Annotated in this window: 21 protein-coding genes; 5 read left to right on the top strand and 16 right to left on the bottom strand. The window is 69.6% G+C overall.

Going from position 1 to position 23,018, the window contains the following annotated elements; translation table 11 throughout:
• Positions 1-22 precede the first annotated feature (22 nt).
• From EAH86_RS15200 to EAH86_RS15225, 6 genes are all read right to left on the bottom strand, one after another.
• On the bottom strand, positions 23-646 hold the full coding sequence (locus tag EAH86_RS15200) for a response regulator (RefSeq protein WP_140742236.1): 624 nt from the start codon (positions 644-646) through the stop codon (positions 23-25).
• On the bottom strand, positions 643-2,061 hold the full coding sequence (locus EAH86_RS15205) for a sensor histidine kinase (protein ID WP_140742238.1): 1,419 nt from the start codon (positions 2,059-2,061) through the stop codon (positions 643-645). The genes EAH86_RS15200 and EAH86_RS15205 overlap by 4 nt, the downstream gene beginning before the upstream one ends.
• Positions 2,062-2,595, bottom strand: a complete 534-nt coding sequence (locus EAH86_RS20480; RefSeq protein WP_170212808.1) for a hypothetical protein — start codon at positions 2,593-2,595, stop codon at positions 2,062-2,064.
• Positions 2,596-2,680: 85 nt separating this feature from the next.
• Positions 2,681-3,292, bottom strand: a complete 612-nt coding sequence (locus EAH86_RS15215; protein ID WP_140742242.1) for a GNAT family N-acetyltransferase — start codon at positions 3,290-3,292, stop codon at positions 2,681-2,683.
• A 66-nt stretch (positions 3,293-3,358) separates the two neighbouring features.
• Positions 3,359-4,141 carry a MerR family transcriptional regulator gene (locus tag EAH86_RS15220; protein WP_140742244.1) on the bottom strand — a complete coding sequence of 261 codons (783 nt, stop codon included), beginning with the start codon at positions 4,139-4,141 and terminating at the stop codon, positions 3,359-3,361.
• 17 nt (positions 4,142-4,158) lie between these two features.
• Positions 4,159-5,712 (bottom strand): MFS transporter, encoded by a 1,554-nt coding sequence (locus tag EAH86_RS15225; protein WP_140742246.1) that lies wholly within the window; start codon positions 5,710-5,712, stop codon positions 4,159-4,161.
• A gap of 111 nt (positions 5,713-5,823) precedes the next feature.
• Here EAH86_RS15225 and EAH86_RS15230 point away from each other — a divergent pair, with 111 nt between their 5' ends.
• On the top strand, positions 5,824-6,588 hold the full coding sequence (locus EAH86_RS15230) for a TetR/AcrR family transcriptional regulator (protein WP_206665847.1): 765 nt from the start codon (positions 5,824-5,826) through the stop codon (positions 6,586-6,588).
• 307 nt (positions 6,589-6,895) lie between these two features.
• Here the strand turns inward: EAH86_RS15230 and EAH86_RS15235 are convergent, their stop codons facing one another.
• The 7 genes from EAH86_RS15235 to topA all read right to left on the bottom strand — a co-directional run bounded on the left by EAH86_RS15235 (position 6,896) and on the right by topA (position 16,213).
• Positions 6,896-7,921, bottom strand: a complete 1,026-nt coding sequence (locus EAH86_RS15235; protein ID WP_140742248.1) for a branched-chain amino acid ABC transporter permease — start codon at positions 7,919-7,921, stop codon at positions 6,896-6,898.
• Between the two features lie 76 nt (positions 7,922-7,997).
• Positions 7,998-8,870 (bottom strand): branched-chain amino acid ABC transporter permease, encoded by an 873-nt coding sequence (locus EAH86_RS15240; RefSeq protein WP_140742250.1) that lies wholly within the window; start codon positions 8,868-8,870, stop codon positions 7,998-8,000.
• Between the two features lie 106 nt (positions 8,871-8,976).
• Positions 8,977-10,230, bottom strand: coding sequence for an ABC transporter substrate-binding protein (locus EAH86_RS15245; protein WP_140742252.1), 1,254 nt, complete (start codon positions 10,228-10,230; stop codon positions 8,977-8,979).
• A 55-nt stretch (positions 10,231-10,285) separates the two neighbouring features.
• Positions 10,286-10,993, bottom strand: a complete 708-nt coding sequence (locus tag EAH86_RS15250) for an ABC transporter ATP-binding protein (protein ID WP_206665848.1) — start codon at positions 10,991-10,993, stop codon at positions 10,286-10,288.
• A 5-nt stretch (positions 10,994-10,998) separates the two neighbouring features.
• Positions 10,999-11,772, bottom strand: coding sequence for an ABC transporter ATP-binding protein (locus tag EAH86_RS15255; protein ID WP_241668394.1), 774 nt, complete (start codon positions 11,770-11,772; stop codon positions 10,999-11,001).
• 277 nt (positions 11,773-12,049) lie between these two features.
• Positions 12,050-13,408, bottom strand: a complete 1,359-nt coding sequence (locus EAH86_RS15260) for a serine hydrolase domain-containing protein (RefSeq protein ID WP_140742254.1) — start codon at positions 13,406-13,408, stop codon at positions 12,050-12,052.
• A gap of 6 nt (positions 13,409-13,414) precedes the next feature.
• Complete coding sequence (gene topA, locus EAH86_RS15265) at positions 13,415-16,213, bottom strand: type I DNA topoisomerase (protein WP_140742255.1); 2,799 nt, start codon at positions 16,211-16,213, stop codon at positions 13,415-13,417.
• A 163-nt stretch (positions 16,214-16,376) separates the two neighbouring features.
• Here topA and EAH86_RS15270 point away from each other — a divergent pair, with 163 nt between their 5' ends.
• Positions 16,377-17,180, top strand: coding sequence for a dioxygenase family protein (locus EAH86_RS15270; protein ID WP_140742256.1), 804 nt, complete (start codon positions 16,377-16,379; stop codon positions 17,178-17,180).
• A gap of 82 nt (positions 17,181-17,262) precedes the next feature.
• On the opposite strand, the gene EAH86_RS15275 is transcribed toward EAH86_RS15270, so the two are convergent.
• On the bottom strand, positions 17,263-18,333 hold the full coding sequence (locus EAH86_RS15275; RefSeq protein WP_140742258.1) for an NAD(P)-dependent alcohol dehydrogenase: 1,071 nt from the start codon (positions 18,331-18,333) through the stop codon (positions 17,263-17,265).
• A gap of 125 nt (positions 18,334-18,458) precedes the next feature.
• Between EAH86_RS15275 and EAH86_RS15280 the strand changes: the two genes are divergently transcribed.
• From EAH86_RS15280 to EAH86_RS15290, 3 genes are all read left to right on the top strand, one after another.
• Positions 18,459-19,178 carry a TetR/AcrR family transcriptional regulator gene (locus tag EAH86_RS15280; protein WP_241668395.1) on the top strand — a complete coding sequence of 240 codons (720 nt, stop codon included), beginning with the start codon at positions 18,459-18,461 and terminating at the stop codon, positions 19,176-19,178.
• Positions 19,175-19,588 (top strand): VOC family protein, encoded by a 414-nt coding sequence (locus EAH86_RS15285; RefSeq protein ID WP_140742260.1) that lies wholly within the window; start codon positions 19,175-19,177, stop codon positions 19,586-19,588. Before EAH86_RS15280 ends, EAH86_RS15285 begins: the two co-directional genes overlap by 4 nt.
• Before the next feature lie 61 nt (positions 19,589-19,649).
• Positions 19,650-20,822, top strand: coding sequence for an MFS transporter (locus tag EAH86_RS15290; RefSeq protein WP_140742262.1), 1,173 nt, complete (start codon positions 19,650-19,652; stop codon positions 20,820-20,822).
• A 60-nt stretch (positions 20,823-20,882) separates the two neighbouring features.
• Here EAH86_RS15290 and EAH86_RS15295 read toward each other — a convergent pair whose 3' ends face one another.
• Positions 20,883-21,203, bottom strand: coding sequence for a hypothetical protein (locus EAH86_RS15295; protein ID WP_140742264.1), 321 nt, complete (start codon positions 21,201-21,203; stop codon positions 20,883-20,885).
• A 12-nt stretch (positions 21,204-21,215) separates the two neighbouring features.
• On the bottom strand, positions 21,216-22,979 hold the full coding sequence (locus EAH86_RS15300; RefSeq protein ID WP_140742266.1) for a sodium:solute symporter family protein: 1,764 nt from the start codon (positions 22,977-22,979) through the stop codon (positions 21,216-21,218).
• Positions 22,980-23,018 lie beyond the last annotated feature (39 nt).

Raw genomic sequence — 23,018 nt, forward strand, 5'->3', positions numbered from 1 at the left:
ACGCCCGGCGCTGCTCGGCCGTTCAGGCGTCCGTGTCGAGATGGTCGCGGGCCCACAGGGCGGCGCTCGTCCGGTCGACCACACCGATCTGGCGGAAGACCTTGCCCAGGTGTGCCTTGACGGTGCGTTCGGTGATGCCCAGCGCCCGGCCGATCTGCTTGTTGGCCAGCCCGTCGGCGACCAGCCGCAGCACCTGCTGCTCGCGAGGACTCAGCCCGTCGGCCGGTCGCCCCGCCTGTGCCGGCAGGAGCACTCTGGCCACTCGGGGGTCGAGGGGCACATGGCCGGCGGCTGCTGCCCGCACGGCGCCGAGCAGCTCGGCGGGTTCGCAGTCCTTGAGCTGGTAGCCGACCGCGCCCGCCTCGAGCGCCTCGCTGACGCGGCGGCGGTCGGAGAAGGAGGTGAGGATGACCACCTTGGCGTCGGGCACGGCGGCCAGCAGCTCACGGGTGGCTTCGGCGCCGTCCATCACCGGCATCGACAGGTCCATGAGCACGACGTCCGGCCGGGTCTCGACCGCGACGGTGCGCGCCTCGCGACCATCGCCCGCCTGACCCACCACCGTGACGTCGTCGCTGGCCTCGAGCAGAGCAGCGAGGCCGGTGCGCACCATGGCGTGGTCGTCCACCACGAGCACCCGGATCACGCCGTGCCGCCCGGCTCGACGGCGAGCCGCCAGTGGGTGCCGGAGCCGGGCCGGGAGGCGACCTGGAGGTCGGCACCTGCGTCGCTCGCGAGGTCGGCCAGCACCCGCAGGCCGAAGTGGCCGCCCTCCGGGTCATCGAGCCGTGCGGTGTCGAAACCCGGGCCGTCGTCGAGGACGTCGAGGACGACCCGGTCGTCCTCGCGGGCGAGCCGGATCGTCGCGGTGCACGGGGCGGCGTGGGTGGCACTGTTGCGCAGGCACTCCTGGGCCACGCGGTAGACGAGACGCTCCTCGTCCTGCCCCAGCCCGAGGTCGTCCGCGTCGGCCACGTCGAGGTGCACCGTGAGCCCGCGCGACGCACCCGTCTGCGCGAGGTCCGCGAGCGCGGTGGCGAGCCCGGAGCTGGCCAGGCTCGGGGGGTAGATGTCGACGAGCAGGCTCCGCAGCGTGCGGATGTTGCCGCGCACCGAGGCAGCCAGCCCGCGCAGGTCGTCCGCCATCCGTGGCTGCCCCGACGACTCCGCCTTGGCCGCCGACCCTGCAGCAACGAAGGCCGAGGCCACCAGCTCCTGGACGGGACCGTCGTGGAGGGTTGCCGCTATCCGCCGGCGCTCGGCGTCGGAGGCCTCCACCGTGCGTTCGAGCAGGCGCTCGCGCTGGCGCTGGGCCTCGCCGAGCCGGCGCAACAGGCGCCACAGGATGGGCGCTGTCAGGACGACGAGCATCAGCAGGCTGCTGACCGTGACACCGGCGAAGCCGCGCCACAGCTGACCGCTGCGCTCCCTGACCGAGTCGTACGGGGAGTACGTCTCGAAGAGCAGCTCGCGGCCGCTCGGGGTCCACACCGGGCGGTAGACCTCGAGCGCTCGCCCACCGGTCTCGAACTCGTTCTCCGACGAGTCGAGCTCGGACACCTCCGCCTTGGTCTGGGGCTGGGAGATCGCGAGGCGCTGGTTGTCGCTGAGGGGGAACGTCCGGCCCACCAGCTGGGGCTCGTCGGCGTAGAGGACCTGACCCGTGGGCGACCACAGCTTCACCCTGGTGATCCGAGCCCCGAGGACCCGCTCGCGGACCACGGCATCCATCGCCGCCACCGCGGCGGGGTCGCCGTCGGCCAGCCCATCGGTCAGGGATGGGGTGATCACCGCCTCGGCCAGGACGTCGGCGATCGTCGCGGCATCGGTCACCGCTTCGCGCTCGGCGAGGCGCTGGGCGGCCCACGAACCGAGGAGTCCAACCACCAGCAGCACCACGGCGAGGCCGGCGCCGACCTGAATGAGCACCCGCCGCGGGTTGACCGGCGCCTGCGCTGCCGCCGTCTCCCGTCGACGCGAGACCGTCACCCAAGGAGCAGCCTCAGCCGCCTCGACGCTCAGGGGCTGCGTCGAGGCGACCGGGGTGGTGCTGTGGTCCATTCAGTCGTCGCTTCCGTGGCCGCCGTGGTCGTCGGACCCGCTGTCGTCGGAGCCGGAGTGTCCCGAGCTGCCGGAACCCGAGTCGTCCGAACCCGAGTGGCCCGAACCGCTGCTGGTTGAGCTGTCATCCGAACCCGAACCCGAGCCCGAACCTGAGCTGTCGTCCGAACCCGAGCCTGCGCCGCCGGAGCCGGAGTCGCGGTCGTCGCCGGGCTCGGTGCGCTGGTCGCGTGGGGTGTCGCCGCCGTGGTCGTCGCCGGCCTCGGTCGTGCTGGTTCCGCTCGGGGTGGCGGTCCTCGTCGAGGTCGCCGACCGGTCGTCGCGGTCGTCACCGGGCTCGGTGCGCTGGTCGCGGGGCGTGTCGCCGCCATGGTCGTCCGTGGTGGTCGCCGGGCTGGTGGGCGTGACCACCTGCGCACTGGCAGGCACACGGACGGGCACCGCCTGGGAGAACGAGGCGTTGCCCCACAGCCCGACCGCTGCCGGGACAAGAGCGGCCAATAGGGCGGCCAGGGTGATCGTGGTGCGCTTCATGATGGATCCTTCCGTGTAGGAGTGTGACGGATCCACAGTGCGGTCGGGTCATGGCCGCGCGATATTGGGCGATGGTCGTAGTACCTCACCCGGGCGACCGGCCGCCGTCCCCGGGCGCCGACGCAGCCCACTCGGCCGCCGTCACGGCATACACGTAGTCGTCCATCCGGGGGTGTCCGTCACCGTCGCTGCCGGCGGGCTTCTCCGCGACCCGGCGCAGGCCGGCCTTCTCGAGCACCCGCTGCGACGCGCGGTGCGGCACGAAGACGTCGGCCTTGACCACGGCGACGTCGAGGTACGCGAAGCACAGCCGCACCAAGGCCTCGGCCACCTCGGTCGCGAGTCCGCTCCCCGCCAGGCCCGGATGGATCGTGTAGCCGAGGAAGGCAGCCCAGCCGTCGGGACCATCGGGCTCGAGGCGCACCATCGCGTCCCCCACCACGGCGCCGTCGACCTCGATGACCAGCCCGAGGAGCGGCTCGGGGTGCCCCGGTCGGGCGCGTGCCAGGTCGCTGGCGATCCGTTCGGCGACCTCGTCGAGATCGAGCGGCCCACGGCTCAGGTAGGTCGCGACCTCGTCGAGCCCTCGGTGGGCGTGCACCGCCTCTCGGTCGTCCGGGCGGACTGGCCGCAGCGAGGTCCGGCGGGTGCGCACCGGCCACGGCACGGCACCGAAGTCGACGGCCGAAGGACTCATCGTCAGAGGGTAGCCAGCGGGGCCGCCGGATCGCTCCGACAGCCCCGCTGGCCACCTTCCTTGTGGTCAGCCCCCCTGCCGCTCCTGGCGGTCCGCGTTCGCGTGGATCGCGTCACGGACGTAGTGCGCCATCCCCGGGCGGATCTCGTCGTACGTCGCCGTGAACCGCGGGTCGCTGACGTACATGTCGGCGAGGTTGCGGTGGAACTGCGGCGGGCAGTCGTAGAACCGCTCGTTGATGTTGAGCCGGTGCGCCTCGGCCGCATCCATCGCGGCGTCGCTCGTGGGTGGCTCACCGGCATCCATGGCGTCGGTGAACCCCTTGTGGAGGGCGTCGCTCTCGGCCTTCACCTGCTCCCAGTCGGCCTTCGTGTAGCCCTTGGTGCGCCGTTGCGACTGCTGCCACGCGTCGCTGTCCCCCCACCGTTGCTCCGCCTCGGCCTGGGCGTCCTCGAAGCCTTCTCCGAAGAGCTCCTTCATGTCCTCGGTGGTGGCGTGTTCGTCGTTCATCTCTCTCTCCAGTGCTCGGTCGATGGCCGTGACGAGGTCGCGCATCTCGTCGAGCCGGTGCTGGACCGCTGCGCGTTGACGACGCAGGTGCTGCCCGACGCTCTCGGGGTGGTCCAGCAGGAGTGCGATCTCCTCCAGGGCGAACCCGAGGCGGCGGTAGACCACCACGTGCTGCAGGCGCGTGAGGTCGGCCTCGGTGTAGAGCCGGTAGCCGGCCGGCGATCGCTCGCTCGGCTGCAGCAGCTCGATCTCGTCGTAGTGGTGCAGCGTTCGCACCGTGATCTCGAGCCGCTCGGCCACCTGCCCCACGGTAAGCAGGGTCTGTGTCCTCTCGGTCATGGGACCACTGTGACGCCTCACGGCGCGTGAGGGTCAAGTTCCTTCTCCGGGACCGGCAGCGAGGTGGGCTCGCCACCCCTGAGGAGGTGACCCGTGACGAGGGCCATGGCGAGCATCGTGACTGCGGCGACGATCTCGGTCACCCGCATCCCGGACAGGTATGCCGTACGGCTGGCCTGCAGGATCGCCTCACCTGGCTGCCCGGGCACCTGGGTGGCCGCCACGACAGCGCCCGCGAGGCTGTCGTGCGCGGCCGCGTGCGCGGCTCCGGGGAGCCCGGCCGGGAGCAGGTCGTCGACACGGCTGCGGTAGCCGGCGGCCAGGACGCTGCCGAGGATGGCGATGCCGAGCGCCCCGCCGAACTCGCTGGTGGTCTCGAACAGGCCGCTCACTGCGCCCGCCCGCTCGGGCGGGGCCACCCCCAGGACGTAGTCCGTGACGAGGGTCAGGATCGCGACGGTGCCGCACGCCACGACCCCGGCTCCGACCAGGACGACCGCCAACGGGCTCCCGTTGTGGACCGTGGCGAGGATCATGAATCCCGTTGCGGCGACTGCGAACCCGCTGGCCATGACCCGGGCCCGTCCCAGTTTTGCGGACAAGGTTGCAGCCACGGGGGCAGCCGCACCGACGGCGACCGACGGTGCGAGACCCCACAGGGCCGCCCGAAGTGGGCTCATGCCCAGCACCGACTGGAGGTACTGCGTCATGACGATCGCGTTGCCCATCACGCCGAACATTCCCACGACGTTGACGACGACGGCGCCCCCCACGCGCCGGTCCCGAAACAGGGCCGGGTCAACCATCGGGTGCGCCGTGGCGCGCTGGCGGCGGACGAAGACAGCTCCCAGGACCACACCGCATACCCCCATCGCGGTCGCAAGCACGGACCACCCGTCGGTGGCGGTGGACTTGACCCCGTAGATGAACGGCAGCACCGCGGCCAGCGAGACGACGGCGCTCCACAGGTCGAAGGGGCGTCGCTCGGTCGCGCGGAACTCGGGAAGCAGCACCGGTCCGGCGACGAGGAGCAGCGCCATCACCGGCACGTTGATGAGGAAGACCGAACCCCACCAGAAGTGCTCGAGCAGCACCCCACCCAGCACCGGGCCGAGGCCGACGCCACCGGACATCACGGCGCTCCACACCGCGATCGCCTTGCCCCGGTCGCGCTCGTCGTGGAACAGGTTGCGGATGAGGGCGAGGGTGCTCGGCATGAGGGTGGCGCCGCCCACTCCGAGCAGAGCACGGGCGCCGATGAGCATCGCGGCGCTGGTGCTGTAGGCCGCGACGAGCGAGGCCGCGGAGAAGGTGGCAGCTCCGATCAGCAGCAGCCGGCGCCGACCGATCCGGTCCCCGATCGAGCCCATGGTGAGCAGCAGCCCGGCCAGGACGAAGCCATAGATGTCGAAGATCCACAACATCTGCGTTGCCGACGGGTCGAGGTCCCGGGCGATGAACGGGACCGCGAAGAAGAGCACCGACACGTCCATCGACGCGACGAGCAGGGGCAGGCAGAGGACGGCGAGGGCGGTCCACTCGCGTCGTCCGGCAGTGGGTGGGGTCGGCATCAGCCGTCTCCTATCTGTGTATGTTGCATAGTGTTTAACTGATACACGGAAGGTAGGGCAGAATTGTCTGCGATGCAAGCAGTTTCTCGGGAAGTCCCCTAGACTTCCCTCGTGACCGACCCGCAGACCGAGCCGACCCGCCCGCCGCTGGAGGTGGCGCGCTACCTGCAGCTGATGTGGGGCGTGGAGGCGCCCGGGCGTCGTGGGCCCAAGCCGGGTCGCTCCATCCAGGAGATCGGCGAGGCAGCCGTCGCGCTCGCCGATCGCGAGGGCCTCGGCGCGGTCTCGATGAAGGCTGTGGCGCAGGCCCTGGGCCTGACCACGATGTCCCTCTACCGCTACGTCGACTCCAAGGACGAGCTGTATGCCGTGATGCTCGACATCGCCTACGGCCCGCCGGACATGTCGGTCACCGCACGGGGCGGCTGGCGCGGCCGGCTCGAGCGCTGGGCGCGCGCGATCGCCGCCGTCCGTCTTGCTCACCCCTGGTCGGTGCTCATCCCCCTCACCGAGCCACCTGCGACGCCGAACGCCACGGCTTGGACCGAGTGCGGGCTGCAGGCCTTCGCCGGCACGAAACTGACGTCACAGCAACAGCTCTCGTCGATGCTGCTCGTCGACGGCTACGTCCAGCACCACATCCGGCAGTCCCTCCAGCTGGGCTTCATCAGCGAGACCGGCGAGTCACAGGACGGCGGCGACGACTACCCGCAGAACCTCGCCCAGCTCGTCGACCCGGTCCGCTTCCCCCGGATCGTGGCCGCTGCTCGCGAGGCGATGATGGACGACGACGAGGACTTCTTCGAGACCGAGCTCGACTTCGGGCTGCGCACCATCCTCGACGGCGTGGCCGAGCTCGTCGACCGCACGTCCTGACCTTGGGCGCTGCTGAACGACGTGTTGCTCCCTTGCGGACCTGTTGCTCTGAAGTGGTCACCGGTGCCGTTTGCCGCGCCTCGATGACCATCTCGCGGCAACAAGTCGCAGCATGAGGGACTTGTTGCTCTGTGGTGGTCACCGACGCGGAACCTGGCGCCTCGATGACCACCTCGCGGCAACATGTCGAGCTGTTGGCGACCTGTTGCTCTGCGGTGGTCACCGATGCCGATTCCCGCGCCTCGATGACCATCTCGCGGCAACACGTCGGCGATGGCGATGGGATTGGCCGCGGCGGGTCAGTGCGTCAAACGTCGCGGGCGTGCCGGCGCTTGCGGAGCCACGCGTTGAGGCCGTTGCGAGCGGTGCCCCAGATGCCGTGCCGGAAGGCCAGCACGATGACCACGAAGATCGCACCGGTCACGATGCCGATCCCGTTGAACCCTGACGACGCGAGCTGGTCCTCGAGGGTGACCACCAGCGCGGCGCCGACCACGGCGCCCCAGAGCGTGCCGATGCCGCCGAGGACCGTGATGAGCACGACCTTGCCCGACGTGGTCCAGATCAGCTCCTGCAGCGAGGCGAACCCGTGGCTGATGGAGAACACCCCGCCAGCCAGACCCGCGAGCCCGGCCGACAGCACGAACGCCATGATCTTGTACCGCTCCACGTCGTACCCGAGCGCCCTGGCCCGGGCGGGGTTGTCCCGGATCGCGACGAGCACCCGACCGAACGGGCTGTTCACCGTGCGCCAGGCGATGAAGACACCGAGCAAGATGATCGGCAGCGCCGCGTAGTAGAAGTAGAACGAGTCCGCGTTGATCGTGTCGGTCAGCGGGCCGAGGTTCTTGGGGATCCCCTGGAGGCCGTTCTCGCCGCCGGTCACCGAGCGCCACTGGTTGGCGATGAAGTAGACCATCTGCGCGAACGCCAGGGTCACCATCGCGAAGTAGATGCCGGTGCGCTTGACCGACAGGTAGCCGATCGGCACCGCCAGCAGCATCGCAACGATCGCGCCCCCGAGGATGGCGACGGGGAAGGGCAGGCCCAGGTTGCTGGCGATGAGCCCGGTCGTGTAAGCCGACGTGCCCCAGAAGGCGGCATGCCCGAAGGACAGCAGCCCGGTGTAGCCCAGCAGCAGGTCGACCGAGATCGCAAACAGCGCCCAGGCCGCGATGTCCATCGCCACCGGCGGGTAGACGAACCACGGGAGCGCCAGGGTCACCACCAGCCCGACGGCCAGCATCACCCAGCGGACCACCGGACGCTGTGCCACGGTGACGGGCGCGGCAGGCAGCTCGACGTCCACCTTGTGCTCCAGTTGCGAACTCATGTGGATTGCTCCCTTCCGCGCTTGCTCCGCGCCTCGCTCGTACCTCGCTCGTGTGCTCGCTTCGCTGTCAGGGAGCTCAAGACGCAGCCTCCTCACGGCCGAACAGACCCGAGGGCCGGACAAGTACCACCAGCGCCATGAGCATGAAGATGAAGACCTGGCTGAACCGGCCGGCATACCCCTGGCCGTAGGCCTCCACGAGACCCACCAGGAACCCGGCCACGACGGCGCCCAGGATCGAACCCAGACCGCCGATCACGACGACGGCGAACAGGATGATGATGAAGAAGCTGCCCATGTCGGCGTTGACCGAACCGGTCGGCGCGCGCAGCACCCCGGCGAGTCCGGCAAGAGCGATGCCGAAGCCGAAAACCGGTGTCACCCAACGGCTCACGTTGATGCCGAGGGCTCGCGACCGTTCTGCGTCCTCGGTCGAAGCACGGACGATCATGCCCACCCGGGTCTTGGTAAGGACCAGCCAGACGGCGAGGCAGACGACGATCGAGAAGACCGCCGCGAACACCTGGTAGGTCGACAGCGAGACCGACCCCATCGTGAACCGGCCCTGCAGACCGGCCGGCAGCGGGTAGGGCAGTCCGGAGACGCCGTACTTGCGCTTGACCACGTCAACCAGCAGCAGCGTCAGGCCGAAGGTCAGCAGGAAGTTGTAGAGCGGGTCGAGCCGGAGCAGCCACTGGACCAGCAGCCGTTCCATCAGCACACCGAACAGGAACATCGCGATGGTCATGATCGGCAGCGCCCACCAGAAGCCCAGCCCCGTGGAGTCGAGCAGGACGGCCGCGCCCACGGCGCCGAGCATGAAGCAGGCACCGTGGCTGAAGTTCACGACCCCGAGGACACCGAAGATCACGGCCAGTCCCAGCGCGGCCAGCGCGTAGAAACCGCCCAGGGCCAGGCCCTGGAGCGTGTACTGGATGAAGGCGGTCATGGCGTCTTCCCGTGGTCGGTGCGTAGGGCTTCGGTGCGGCTCAGAGGAGGTATGCCGCCCGCCCAGGCGCGCGGGCGGCATACCTCTCAGCCTTGGTGAACTACGGTCACATCTTGCAGTCGGGCGAGGCCGGGCCGTAGGCGTCGGAGGCGGGGATGGTCTTGACGACCTCTTCGTAGTCCCAGTCCTCCTTGACCTGGTCCTTGCTCTTGACCTTGACCTGGTAGACGTCGTGGATGACGTTGTGGTCGGCCGCACGGACCTCGCCGTTGCGCAGGAACATGTCGTTGATCTTCTTGCCCTCGAGCTGCTTCACGACGGCGTCGGAGTTGTCGGTACCGGACGCCTGGATGGCCTCGAGGTAGTTGAACGCGGCCGAGTAGTTGCCCGCGTGGGCGAACGAAGGGCGGGTGTTGGTCTTGGCCTTGAACTTGTCGGCCCACGCCTTGTTCTGGGCGTCGAAGTTCCAGTACCACGCGTCGGTGAACGTGGTGCCCTTGAACTGGTCGACACCGAGGCTGTGGATGTCGGTGATGAACATCAGGCCGACGGCGAGCTTGGCCTGGTCGGCCATCCCTGCCTGGTTGTACTGCTTGACGAAGTTCACGAGGTCTCCACCGGCGGCCATGATCCCGATGACGTCGGGCTTGGAGGAGCCGGCCTTGGTGATGAAGGTCGAGAAGTTCTCGTTCGGGAACGGCGTGGCGATCTTCTGCTGGACGGTGCCACCGGCGCGCTCGACGGCGGCGCTGAACGACTTGGTCATGTCCTGACCGAACGCGTAGTCGGGGTAGACGATCGACCAGTTCTTGCCGCCACCCTCGACCAGGGCGGCGCCGGCGCCCGAGGCGAGCATGTAGGTGTCGTAGGCCCAGTGGAAGGTGTACTTGTTGCAGGACTTGCCGGTGAGCGCGGTGGTGCCGGCGCCGATGTCGATGAACAGCTTCTTCTTGGCCTTGGCCTGCGTCGCGACGGCGAGCGCGGCCGACGAGGTCGGCACGTCGAGGATGATGTCGGCCTTGTCGCGGTCGTACATCTCCTGGGCCTTGGTGTTGGCCACGTCGGGCTTGTTCTGGTGGTCCGCCGAGACGATCTCGATGTCCTTGGCGACGGCCTTGTCGCCGTACTTGGCCTTGTAGTCGTCGATCGCCATCTGGATCGCGACCTTGGAGTTGGGGCCGGACAGGTCCTTGTAGACGCCGGACTGGTCGTTGAGCAGCCCGATGACGACCTTGTCGTCACTGATCTTGCCGCCGCCTGAGCTGGGGCCGCCGGCCCCGCCACAGGCGGCGAGCACGAGGCTGCCGGTGACAGCGGTGGCCATGAAGGCCATGGTCTGTCTGGTCTTGGTGCGCTGCATGTTCCCCTCCTGGGGTGTTGCGGGTCTGGTCGAGGTGGTGGTGGAGCGGGTGGTGCTACATGCCGAGGTACTCGAGGAGCTCGGAGGTGCGGGACTGGAACGAGTCGTTGTCGAGCGACTCCACGACCCGCCCCTGGGCCAGCAGGTAGTGCCGGTCGGCGACGGTGGAGGCGAACTTGACGTTCTGCTCGACGAGCAGCACGGAGATGCCCTGGTCCTTGATCTGGCGGATGATGTCGCCGATCTGCTGGACGATCACCGGCGCGAGGCCCTCGGACGGCTCGTCGAGCAGGAGCAGCCGCGACCCGGTGCGAAGCACCCGGGCGATGGCCAGCATCTGCTGCTCACCGCCGGAGAGCTTGGTGCCGGGGAAGTCGCGTCGCTCGTGCAGCACCGGGAACTGCTCGTAGACCTGCTCGAGGCTCCAGGCGTCGGCCTTGCTCGTGACCGGGGGCAGCAGGAGGTTCTCCTGGACCGACAAGGTCGCGTAGATGCCCCGGTCGTCAGGCACCCAGCCGATACCGGACTTGGCCCGCCTGTCGGCGGACATCTTGCCGAGGTCTTGGCCCGCCCAGGTCACGGTTCCCCTGACCTGGCGGTGCAGGCCCATCACCGAGCGCAGCAAGGTGGTCTTGCCAGCGCCGTTGCGGCCCACGAGCGTGACGACCTCGCCGGGCGCGACCCGCAGGTCGACGTCGTCCAGCACGCGCGCCTCGCCGTACCAGGCGGACAGCCCGGCAACCTCGAGCACCTCACCAGCCACCGGGGTCACCCTGCCTGTCCGAGGTAGGCGGTGATGACGCGCTCGTCGTTGCGCACCTGGTCGTAGCTGCCCTCCGCGAGCACCTGACCGGACTGCAGCACGGTCACGGTGTCCGCCAGCGACCCCACGACGTGCATGTTGTGGTCGACGAAGACGACGGTGCGTCCCTCGGCGACCTGCTTCACGAGGGCGATGGTCCGGTCGACGTCCTCGAGGCCCATCCCGGCCGTCGGCTCGTCGAGGAGCAGGAGCTGGGGGTCGAGGGCCAGGGCGAGGGCGAGCTCGAGCGCGCGCTTCTGGCCGTAGGCCAGCGAGCCGGCCGCTGCCCCGGAGCGGTCGGCCAGGCCGACCTGGCCGAGCAGGTCCATGGCCCGGTCGCGGAACTGGCGCATCTGGGTGGACGACCGCCAGAACCGGTAGCCGAGCCCGGTGGGCGACGCGAGGGCCAGCTCGACGTGGTCGACGGCGCTCATCTGGTCGAAGAGGCTGGTGATCTGGAACGACCGGGCGATCCCGAGGTGGGCGATCTGCTCGGGCTGGCGACCGGTGATGTCCTCGCCGCGGAACAGGATCTGGCCGGAGGTCGGCGCGAGGAAACCGGTGAGCAGGTTGAACAGCGTGGTCTTGCCGGCGCCGTTGGGCCCGACGAGCGCGTGGACGGTGCCTTCGGCGACGCTGAGGCCGACGTCGGAGACGGCCCGGAAGCCGCGGAACTCCTTGGTGAGCGCTCGGGTCTGGAGCAGGGCTCCTGATGCGTCCGGGCGGGCGTCGCTGGGCAACCGGCACCTCCTCGTGCGGCTCGGTGCGACGGATGGGGCCGTCGCGTTCTGCAGAACCCTAGGACGGCGCAGGGGTGCCTGATATGGCCGGGTTCGCCACACAACCCTGACAGAACATGTCCTCAGCACACATCAGGGGGTTGTCACGGTTTGGCACGTTTTCGCGCGGTTGCCGCAGGTCAGCCGCCCCGCCTCCGCTGCTTCTGTTGGAAGGGGAACTTCCGGATATCCGGAAGTTCCCCTTCCAACAGAACGGGCTTCGAGGGGGTGTGCCGCGTCAGTGCCAGCGGTCGGGGTGGATGTCGCCGGGGATGTCCGCGGCCGGGTCGTAGGGCGTCCGGCTGAACCGGAAGGAGCCGAGGTCGAGGTGGCTCGGCCGCCCGTCGGCGCCCAGGACGACGACGAGCGGTTCGCCCTCGTGGTAGCCGTCCAGCCCCACCCAGCCGGTCTCGGTGGGCCGGAACCGCGAGCCGCGGTTTGCGCCCGGCTCGCCGATGACGAGGTGTCCGTCCGACGCAAGGCGCAGGTCGTATGCCGTGGTCCCCCAGTACCAGTCGCCGACCAGGTCCAGCCCGCTCGCCTGTCCCGCGTCCGCGGACCACGGCGTGACGGGCAGGGGTTCGGCGGAGGCCAGCAGGTCCAGCAGGTCGTTGCCGAGCGCCATCCCCGAGGTGGCGTTCGCGAAGGCCACGCAGCCGTCACCGGTGACCCGGTTGACCCGCAGCCCAGCCAGGAAGCCGGGCATCGAACCGCCGTGACCGGCATACCGGACGCCGTCGAGGTTCCAGACCTGCCAGCCCAGCCCGTGCGCTCCCGTCCACGCCTGAGCGGGGTTGTCGTTGACGGCGATGGGCTGGCACATCTCGTCGAGGGTGTCGGCGCTGAGCAGGTCTGCCGTGTCGCCGGCCAGGAAGGTTGCCCACCGCGAGAGGTCCTCCACCGTGGACCACAGCTGCCCTGCCGGAGCCATCGCCCCGGCGTCGTGCTCGGGTTCGACGTGCAGCAGGTCGGCCAGCGGGTGGACGCCCCAACCAGGTGCGGAGCGTGCGACGGGACGGGTCGAGGTGCGCGACATCCCCAGCGGCTCAAGAAGACTCGTGCGGACAGCCTGATCCCACGGCACGCCACGGAACCGACCCACGAGCTCGCCGAGGACGGCATACCCGATGTTGGAGTAGTGGAACCGCGCACCCGGACGGAACCGCAGCGCCGGTCGGCTGGCCAGCAGGTCCGACCAGCTGCCGCCGGGAGTCCGCTCCCACCAGGGTCCCGACGTCTCGGCCTGCAGGCCCGAGGTGTGCGAGAGCAGCTGCGCGATGGTCACCGCACCGAAGTCGGTGTCCGCCGTCTCGTCGAGGTGGCTGCTGACCGCGTCGTTGAGCTCGAACCGACCCTCGTCGCGCAGCCGCATCACCTCGACACCGACGAAGGTCTTGGTGATCGAGCCGATGCGGTACTGCGTGTCCGTGGTGGCGGCCTCACCGTCGGAGCGACCCGACAGGGTGCCCACGGCGCCGGACCAGACCAGCTCGCCGCCCCGGACCAGGCCGGCCGCGACGGACGGCAGGCGGTGGTCGGACTGCTCGCGGGCGAGCCGGTGGTCCAGCTGGCGGGCGGTGGTCGGCTCGATCGGCATGGGTACCTACGCCTTCTTGGCCACTGACTTCTTGGCAGCGGTCTTCTTGGTCGCCGCCTTCTTGGTGGCGGTTTTCTTGGTCGTCTTCTTGGCAGCCCGCTTGCGGGTGGTGGGACCCTTGGCGCGCTTCTCGGCGAGCAGCTCGGCACCCCGCTCAGGGGTGATCGACTCGGGCTCGTCGCCCTTGCGCAGCGTCGAGTTGGTCTCGCCGTCGGTGACATAGGGACCGAAGCGGCCGTCCTTGACCACCATCGGCTTGCCGGACACCGGGTCGTTGCCGAGCTCCTTGAGCGGGGCGCTCGACGCGCGGCCGCGCTGCTTGGGCTGGGCGTAGATCGCCAGGGCCTCCTCGAGGGTGATGTCGAAGAGCTGCTGCTCGGTGGTCAGCGAGCGGGAATCGGTGTCCTTCTTGAGGTAGGGGCCGTAGCGACCATTCTGCGCCGTGATCTCGACCTCGGTGCCGTCCTCCTCCTTGGAGACGCCGACGACCCGGGGCAGGCTGAGCAGCTTGAGGGCCGTGTCGAGGTCCAGGGTCGCGAGGTCCATGTCCTTGAACAGGCTGGCCGTGCGCGGCTTCACCTTGGCCTTGCCCTTCAGCGCCGCCGTCTCCTCGTCGAGGACCTCAGTGACGTAGGGGCCGTAGCGACCGGCCTTGGCGACGATGTCGCGGCCATTGACGGGGTCCTGGCCGAGCACCTTGCCGTCGTCGGCCGACTGGTCGAGCAGCGCACGCGCCCGGGCCGGGGTCATCTCGTCGGGTGCGATGTCGTCGTTGATGGTGGCGCGCCGCGGGGTGACGGCAGCATCGTCGGTCATCTCGCCGGTGGACAGGTCGACACCGCGCGGGACGGTCTCCTCGACGTACGGGCCGTAGCGCCCGACCCGGACGACGATGCCCTCGCCGATCTCGATGGTGGAGATGGCGCGGGCGTCGATCTCGCCGAGGTCCTCGACCAGGTGCTTGAGGCCCTGGCCGGAGCCGCCGACGAGTCCGCCGCCGGTTCCGCCAACGGCAGGGACACCCAGGCCGTCCCCACCGAAGTAGAACCGGTGCAGCCAGCGGGCCCGCTGCTCGTCCCCCCCGGCGATGCGGTCGAGGTCCTCCTCCATCGAGGCGGTGAAGTCGTAGTCCACCAGCTCGGCGAAGTGCTCCTCGAGCAACCGGGTCACCGCGAAGGCGAGCCAGGTCGGGATGAGGGCGTTGCCGCGCGTGTTGACGTAGCCGCGGTCCTGGATGGTGCCCACCGTCGAGGCGTAGGTCGACGGGCGGCCGATCCCCTTCTCCTCCATGGCCTTGACGAGGGTGGCCTCGGTGTAGCGCGGGGGCGGAGACGTCTCGTGGCCGTCGGCCTCGGCGCGCAGCGTGGTGATCCCGACGCCCTCGCTGAGCCGCGGCAGGCGTCGCTCCTCGTCGGCCTCCTGGGCCTTGCTGATCTGCTCCTCGTCCCGGCCCTCTTCGTAGGCCGCGAGGAAGCCGCGGAAGGTGATGACGGTGCCCGAGGCGCTGAACTCCACGACCCGGCCGTCCTCGAGCGTGCCACCGAGCTTGACCGTCGCGGTCGACCCGCGGGCGTCGGCCATCTGGGAGGCGACGGTGCGCTTCCAGATCAGCTCGTAGAGGGCGAACTCGTCGCCGCGGAGCTCGCCGGCGACCTGGGCGGGAGTGCGGAACCGGTCACCCGCGGGACGGATGGCCTCGTGCGCCTCCTGCGCGTTCTTGACCTTCTTCTCGTAGCGGCGAGGTGCGTCGGGGACGTACTCGGCGCCATACAGGTCCCGTGCCTGTTGGCGTGCCGCGGTGAGGGCGGCCTCCGACAGCGTGGTGCTGTCGGTGCGCATGTAGGTGATGTAGCCGTTCTCGTAGAGCCGCTGGGCGACGCGCATGGCGTTCTTGGACGACAGCCGCAGCTTGCGCGAGGCCTCCTGCTGGAGGGTGCTCGTCGTGAACGGGGCGGACGGCCGCCGGGTGTAGGGCTTCTCCTGGACGCTGGTGACCTTGACCTGGGCCGAGATCACCTGTGCGGCAATGGAGTTCGCGATCTCCTCGTCGAGGTGGACGACACCCTTGGCCTTGAGCGTCCCGTCGTCGGCGAAGTCGCGGCCGGTGGCCACCCGTGCACCGTCGACCGCACTGAGCCGGGCACCGAACTGGTTGGCCGCACCGTCCGGGGTGAAGTCGCCCTCCACGTCCCAGTAGGACGCGCGGACGAAGGCCATCCGGTCGCGCTCTCGCTCGACCACCATGCGGGTCGCGACGGACTGCACCCGACCAGCGGACAGGCCGGCCTTGACCTTGCGCCACAGGACCGGGCTGACCTCGTAACCGTAGAGGCGGTCGAGGATGCGTCGGGTCTCCTGGGCGTCCACCATCGCGACGTCGAGGTCGCGGGTGGTGTTGGCGGCCCGCTGGATGGCTTCCTTGGTGATCTCGTGGAAGACCATCCGCTTGACCGGGACCTTGGGCTGGAGGACCTCGAGGAGGTGCCAGGCGATGGCCTCGCCCTCGCGGTCCTCATCAGTGGCGAGGTAGAGCTCGTCGGCACCCTTGAGCAGCCGCTTGAGCTCGGAGACCTTCTTCTTCTTGTCGGAGTCGACGACGTAGTAGGCCTCGAAGCCGTTGTCGACGTCCACGCCGAAGCGGCCGAACGGGCCCTTCTTCATATCGGCGGGCATCTCGGACGGGGTGGGGATGTCGCGGATGTGACCGACCGACGCCTCCACGTCCCAGTCCTTGCCCAGGTAGCCGCCGATCGTCTTCGCCTTGGCCGGCGACTCGACGATGACGAGCTTGCGCCCTGTGCTCATGGTTCAACCTCTGTTCTGACCCCATGTGCAGCGGATTCGTCGCTGCATGGACACGGCATCGCGGATGACGGTATCCGAGAGGGTCAAATCCGCGACGCAGCGTCTCGGTTCCCGGTTCGGTCGTTTAGTTGAAGGTTCAAGCATAAGGGTCTATGCTTCCTGCATGAGCGAGACCGCGACCACCGACCGCCAGCCCGTGCTGTACCTCAGCCACGGCGCGCCTCCGCTGGCCGACGACCCGGTGTGGACCGACCAGCTCTCGACGTGGTCGAGCGGGTTCGACAAGCCGACCAACATCCTGATGGTGTCGGCGCACTGGGAGGAGGCGCCGCTGTCCCTCTCCGCCACCTCCGGCGACGTCCCCCTCGTCTACGACTTCTACGGCTTCCCGCGCCACTACTACGAGGTCACGTATGCCGCCCCGGGTGCACCCGAGCTCGCCGCGGACGTCGCGAAGCTGATGCATTCCTCCGACACCCCGGTCCACCAGGACCAGACCCGCGGCCTCGACCACGGCGCCTACGTGCCGCTCGTCGAGATGTATCCCGACGCCGACATCCCGGTCCTGCAGATGTCGATGCCGACCCTCGACCCGCGTGCACTGTTCGACCTCGGGCGCAAGCTCGCCCCGCTGCGCGACCAGGGCACCCTCATCGTCGGGTCCGGCTTCACCACCCACAACCTGCGCTGGTTCAACCCGGCCGGCGGCCCCGACGGCACCCCGCCCGCCGCCTCCGCCGAGTTCGACAACTGGGCCGCCGAGGCCCTCGAGCGCCAGGACGTCGACGCCATCCTCGACTTCATGCACAAGGCCCCGGCAGCCCGTGAGGCGCACCCGCGCACCGAGCACTGGGCGCCGCTGTACGTGAGTCTCGGCGCGGCATACGAGTCCGGCAGCCTGGACAACGAGAGCGTCATCGAGGGCTTCTGGTTCGGCCTGAGCAAGCGGTCCTGGCAGTTCGCCTGACCCGGCCCTCACCGAGATCCCAGCTCTCGGGCTTCCTGCCCGCACAGTAGCCCGAGAGCTGGGATCTCGGGGGCCGGACCGGTCAGGGAATGACCACCGACTTGCCCTTGGCGTGGAACTCGCCCTGCACCCGCAGGGCTTCGGGAGCGTCGGCGAGCGCCCACCGCCGGTCCATCACCGGGCTCAGCCGGCCCGTCGCCACCAGGTCGACCAAGTATTCGAGGTCGGCCCGGCTGCGCGAGGCGACCTTGAACGCCGGAGCGCGCTGGCTGCCGAACGCGAAGTAGACCGGCACCCGGAGCAACCGCGGCAGCGGGTGCAGCCACTTCGACTTGGGCGAGGTGACCATCACGTAGCTGCCCCCGGAAGCGAGCAGGCGACGGCTTTCTCGCAGGGTGAGGCTGCCGGCGTTGTCGAAGAACACGTCGAAGGTCTCCCCCAGCGCCCTGAGGTCTTCTCGCGTGTAGTCGACGACCCGGTCAGCGCCGGCTCGGCGGGCTGCCTCGACGTTGCCCGTGCTGCACACGGCCGTCACGTGGGACGCCCCGAGCGCCTTCGCGAGCTGGACCGCGAAGCTGCCGACGCCACCCGACGCGCCGTTCACCAGCACCCGCTGACCGGCTTTCAGCTGGCCCCAGTCGCGCAGGCCTTGCAGGGCCGTCTCGGCGGCGACGCCGATGGTTGCAGCCGTCTCGACCTCCACGCCGTCGGGCACCGGCACCAGCCAGTCGGCCGGTGCCACGACGAACTCGGCGAACGCTCCACCCGACACCTCACCGAAGACCCGGTCACCCGGCTGGAACCGGGTAACGGCCGCCCCTACCGCCTCGACGACGCCGGCGACGTCGGCACCGGGCACCTGACGCTTCGGGCGACGCAGCCCCAGGGTCGGCCGGGCGAACATCGGCAGCCCCGTCACGTAGTGCCAGTCGAGGGCGTTGACCGAGGCCGCGCCGACGCGCACGAGCACGTCGTCGGGGCCGACGTCCGGCACCGCAACGGTCCGCACCGTGACTACCTCCTCCGGCGGCCCGTAGCGCTCGTGAACTGCCGCGCGCATCGTCGTGGGCGCCGGCCCGGCGTGCCGCGGGGCGGGCTCGGCGGCCACCCTCGGCGACGCTGCGGAGGGGCTGGTGTGGGCGAGGTCGGTCATGGTGGCTCCTGTGCTCGAGATGAAACTTACGGTGTAAATATACGGCGTAAGTTAGCCCTACGCCGTAAGTCTGTCAACGGCCGAGAGCTAGCATCGTGACGACCAGCACCCGATCCGGAGGACCCGTGACCGACACCGTCGAGCGCGACACGACTCGCGACGCCCCGCGCCGTCCGCTCAGCCGCGAGCGCGTGATGCGGGCCGCCGTGGACGTGGCGGATGCCGAGGGGATCGCGGCGGTCTCGATGCGAAGGATCGGCCAGGAGCTCGGCGTGGAGGCCATGTCGCTCTACAACCACGTCGCCGGCAAGGAGGCCCTGCTGGACGCCATGGTGGAGCAGGTCGCCACCGAGCTCGTCGCCGCAGTGGCGTCGCTCGACTCCCCAGATCCCGCCACCGACTGGCGCGGGGCCCTGCGGGCACGCGCCCTGGCCGCCCGGGAGGTGTTGCTCCGCCACAGGTGGGCCCCCGGCGTGCTGGAGACGCGCACCACGATGAACCTCGACATCGTGCGCTACTACGACGGCGTGGTGGGCATCCTGCGCGCCGGTGGGTTCAGCCACGACCTGGCGCACCACTCGCTGCACGCCCTCGGCAGCCGCGTGATCGGCTTCTCGCAGGAGCTCTTCGACCCCGGTGACGCCGCCTCGGGCGATGCCTCGGAAGAGATGCTGGCGGCGATGGCCACCCAGATCCCACACCTCGTGGAGATGCTCGCCGAGGTGGCGCACGACGACCCCGGCTCGACCTTGGGGTGGTGCGACGACCAGACCGAGTTCGAGTTCGGGATCGACGTCGTGCTCGACGGGCTGGAGCGCCGTCGGGCTTCTACCGTGGTCCCATGATCACCGCACTGCACACCCTGGTCTACGCCCAGGACCCCGCCGCGGCCCGCGACTTCTTCCGCGACGTCTTGCGCTTCCCCGCCACCGACACCGGCGGCGGCTGGCTCATCTTCCGCACCGGGCCGAGCGAGCTCGGTGTGCACCCCTCGTCGTGGGACCACGGTGGCGAGGGCGGCACGCAGGTCGGCGGCACCGACCAGCGGTTCGACCTGTCCCTGCTGTGCGACGACCTCGCCACGACCATGGCCGAGCTCGAGGAGCGCGGCGCCGAGTTCGAGGGCGGCGTGACCGAGCAGTCGTGGGGCACGACGGTGCAGCTCGTCGTCCCCGGCGCGGGGACCATGACGCTCTACCAGCCGCGCTACGAGCCGCCGGCCCTGGGCCGGTCAGAGCTCGAGGCCATGTGGTGACCCAGGCTCACCGGGTGACACCGGGTCCTTGGGCGAGGGTCGGTTCTCGGGTGACGCTGGCGTGAAGGAACTCCCCGGCTGGGTCCGGTGGCTCCTCGTCGGCCGGTTCGTCAATGCGCTGGGCTCGATGGCCTGGGTCTTCATCCCGCTCTACCTGGTGTCGGACCGCGGCCTGAGCGAGGGCGCCGCCGGCTCGATCGCGGCCGTCTGGGGCCTGGGCATGATCGCCGGAAACCTCGCGGGCGGGACCGTCGGCGACCGCTTCGGACTCCGCCCGACGCTGGCTCTGGCCTCCCTCGCGTCGGCCGTCGGCTGCCTGCTCGTCCCGGTGACGCCGACCCCTGGGTTGCCCGTCGTCCTGGCGCTCATGGGCGCCCTCGGCGGCGTGGGCCGGCCGGTGTCGTTCGCCCTCGTGACGAGCGCACTCCCGCGCGAGCACCGTCGCCAGGCGTCGGCGTGGATGCGAGCCGTCAACAACGCGGGCACCGTGCTCGGCCCACCGCTCGGGGGGCTCTTGGCTGTGCACCACTTCGGTGCGATCTTCGTGATCGACGCCGTGGCGAGCCTGCTGATGCTGGGCGTCGTGATGTTCGTCGTACCGAGCGTTGCGCGCACGCCCGTGCCTGACGGCACCCCGACCCGGCTGCTCGCCGCCCTCCGCCAGGATCCACGGTTCGTCCTGCTCCTGCTGACCGTCGTGGCCGCTGACACCGCCTACCGGTTCGCCTACTCCGCCGTCCCGTGGCAGCTCGAGGCCCTCGGCGCCGCCCCCTGGATCTACGGCACGACGATCTCGCTCAACTGTGGGCTCATCGTGCTGTTCGAACCGTGGCTCGCCCACCGCCTGCGCGAACGGCCGCCCGAACGCCTCATCGCCCTCGGCTTCCTGCTCGTCGGCGTCGGGTGGGTGGTGGTGGCACCCTCACCGGGCATCGCGGTGGTGCTGGTCGCCGTGGCTGTCGTGACCGCGGGCGAGATGCTCTACAAGCCGACGGCCACGGCGCACGCGTCAGACCGGGCGCCCGAGGGGATGCACGGCCGGTACCAGAGCCTCTACGGCGCGGCCTCCATCGGCGGCACCGTCATCGCGCCACCGCTCGCCGGAGCGCTCTTCGAGCTGAGCCCACGGCTGATGTGGGTGGTCGGCGGAGCGCTCGGGGTGGCCGCCGCGGCGGTCCTCGCCTTCACCGGCAGCCAGGCACTGCGCCGCCAACCCGTCCACGAGACCCACTGACGGGTATGCCGGGTGGTGACCACCCGGCATACCCGTCAGTCCTGGTCGTGGCTGGGTGGCTCAGTGGCCGCCGGGGCGACGGCGAGGGGCCGGACGGGTCGGGTCGTCCCCGACCGGCTCGACGTCGGCCGGGACGATGATCGGCTTGAGCCGGGCCCAGAGGAGGAAGACTGCTCCGGCGACCGTGAGGCCGAGACCCGTCCAGAGGTTGGCGTTGACACCGCCCGTCTTGGCCTCTTGGGTGTCCATGAAGAGCCCCGCCATGAGCAGCAGCAGGCCGTAGATGCCGAGGAGGGAACCGATGATGTTGCGGATGTCGAACGCGCCGGCAGTGTGGCCACCCGATGCCTTGGCCGAGGATTCGTTCTTCTTGTCAGACATGTGCAGCCTCCCTTAGAACGCGAAGTTGAGGATGAGGACCATGACGAGCGCAATGCCGGCGAGCGGCATGGTGCGTTGGAACCAGGGCATTGAAGCCTCCTCCGGGTCGACGAGGTCCTCCCTGGGCGTCTCGGAGTAGACCAGGCCCTTGAGCTCGGATGCCGGCTTCGGCTGCGTCACCATGCTGACCACGATGCTGAGGAGGATGTCGACGACGAACGCGGTCGACGCTGCGACGAAGCTCGCTCCCTGCCCCGAGAGCGGGATGACGCCCTGGCTCGCCGAGCCGAAGGCATCCTCGGAGAGGAACGCGACCAGCACCGCCGACAGCGTGCCGCTGGACAGGCCGACCCAGCCGGCCGTCGGGGTCATCCGCTTCCAGAACATGCCGAGGATGAAGGTGGCGAACAGCGGGGCGTTGAAGAACCCGAACAGCGTCTGGAGGTAGTCCATGATGTTCGAGAAGTTGCTGGCCAGCGTGGCGGTGAAGATGGCGATGAGGGTCGCCGCGGCCGTGGCCAGCCGGCCGATCCGCAGGTAGTAGTCGTCGCTGTGGTCCTTGCGGATGTAGCGCTGCCACAGGTCGTAGCTGAACACGGTGTTGAAGGCCGAGATGTTCGCTGCCATGCCGGCCATGAAGGCCGCGAGCAGGCCGGCGATCGCGAGTCCCAGCAGGCCGTTGGGGAGGATGTCCCGCATCAACAGCAGCAGGGCGTCGTTGTACTTCACGCCCTCGCCTGACGCACCTCCGGCTGGGTGGCCGCCGCCCTTGAGGTCGATCATCTCCTTGACCAGCACCGCCGAGACCATGCCGGGGAAGATGACGAGGAACGGCACGAACATCTTGGGGAACGCGCCGATGATCGGTGTCTTGCGGGCTGCCGAGATGGACTTCGAGGCCATCGCGCGCTGCACCTCGACGAAGTTGGTCGTCCAGTAGCCGAAGGACAGCACGAAGCCGAGGCCGAAGACGATGCCCACGACCGACCAGAAGGGCGAGTCGAAGCCGGACAGGGCCTGACCGGGCCACGACTCGAGCTGCTGAGCCGCCGGGGCCACCTTCGCTCCGGCCGGTGCGGCGTCGGCAAAGGCGGTGATCTTGTCCTTGAGACCGCCATAGCCACCCACGCGGTGCAGGCCGATCAGGGTCAGCGGCAGGAGCGAGGCGACGATGACGAAGAACTGCAGGACCTCGTTGTAGATGGCCGCGGAAAGGCCTCCGAGGGTGATGTAGGACAGCACGATCGCCGCCGCCACGATCAGCGCGAGCCAGAGGGGCCAGCCGAGCAGTGCGTGCACGATCGAGCCGAGCAGGTAGAGGTTGACCCCGGCGATGAGCAGCTGGGCGAAGGCAAAGCTGATGGCGTTGACGAGGTGGGCACCGGTGCCGAAGCGCCGGAACATGAACTCCGGCACGGAGCGGACCTTGGAGCCGTAGTAGAACGGCATCATCACGACGCCGAGGAACAGCATCGCCGGGATCGCGCCGACCCAGAAGTAGTGCACCGTCGGCAGACCGATCTCCGCGCCATTGGCGGACATCCCCATGATCTCGACCGCACCGAGGTTGGCCGAGATGAACGCCAGGCCGGTCACCCACGCGGGCAGCGAGCGCCCGGACAGGAAGAAGTCGATCGAGTCCGAGACGGAGCGTCTGGCCATGACGCCGATGCCCAGCACGAAGGCGAAGTAGATCGCGACGAGCGTGTAGTCGAGCCAGTTCGCGTCGATCAACGGGGTTGCGGCCGGTAGGGCGAGCGGGGCAAGGGCAGTCATCGATTGGCTCCTGGGCGACGTTGCGACGGATCTCAGCCC

Source organism: Pedococcus bigeumensis (assembly GCF_006438965.1).
Classification (GTDB): Bacteria; Actinomycetota; Actinomycetes; order Actinomycetales; family Dermatophilaceae; genus Pedococcus; species Pedococcus bigeumensis_A.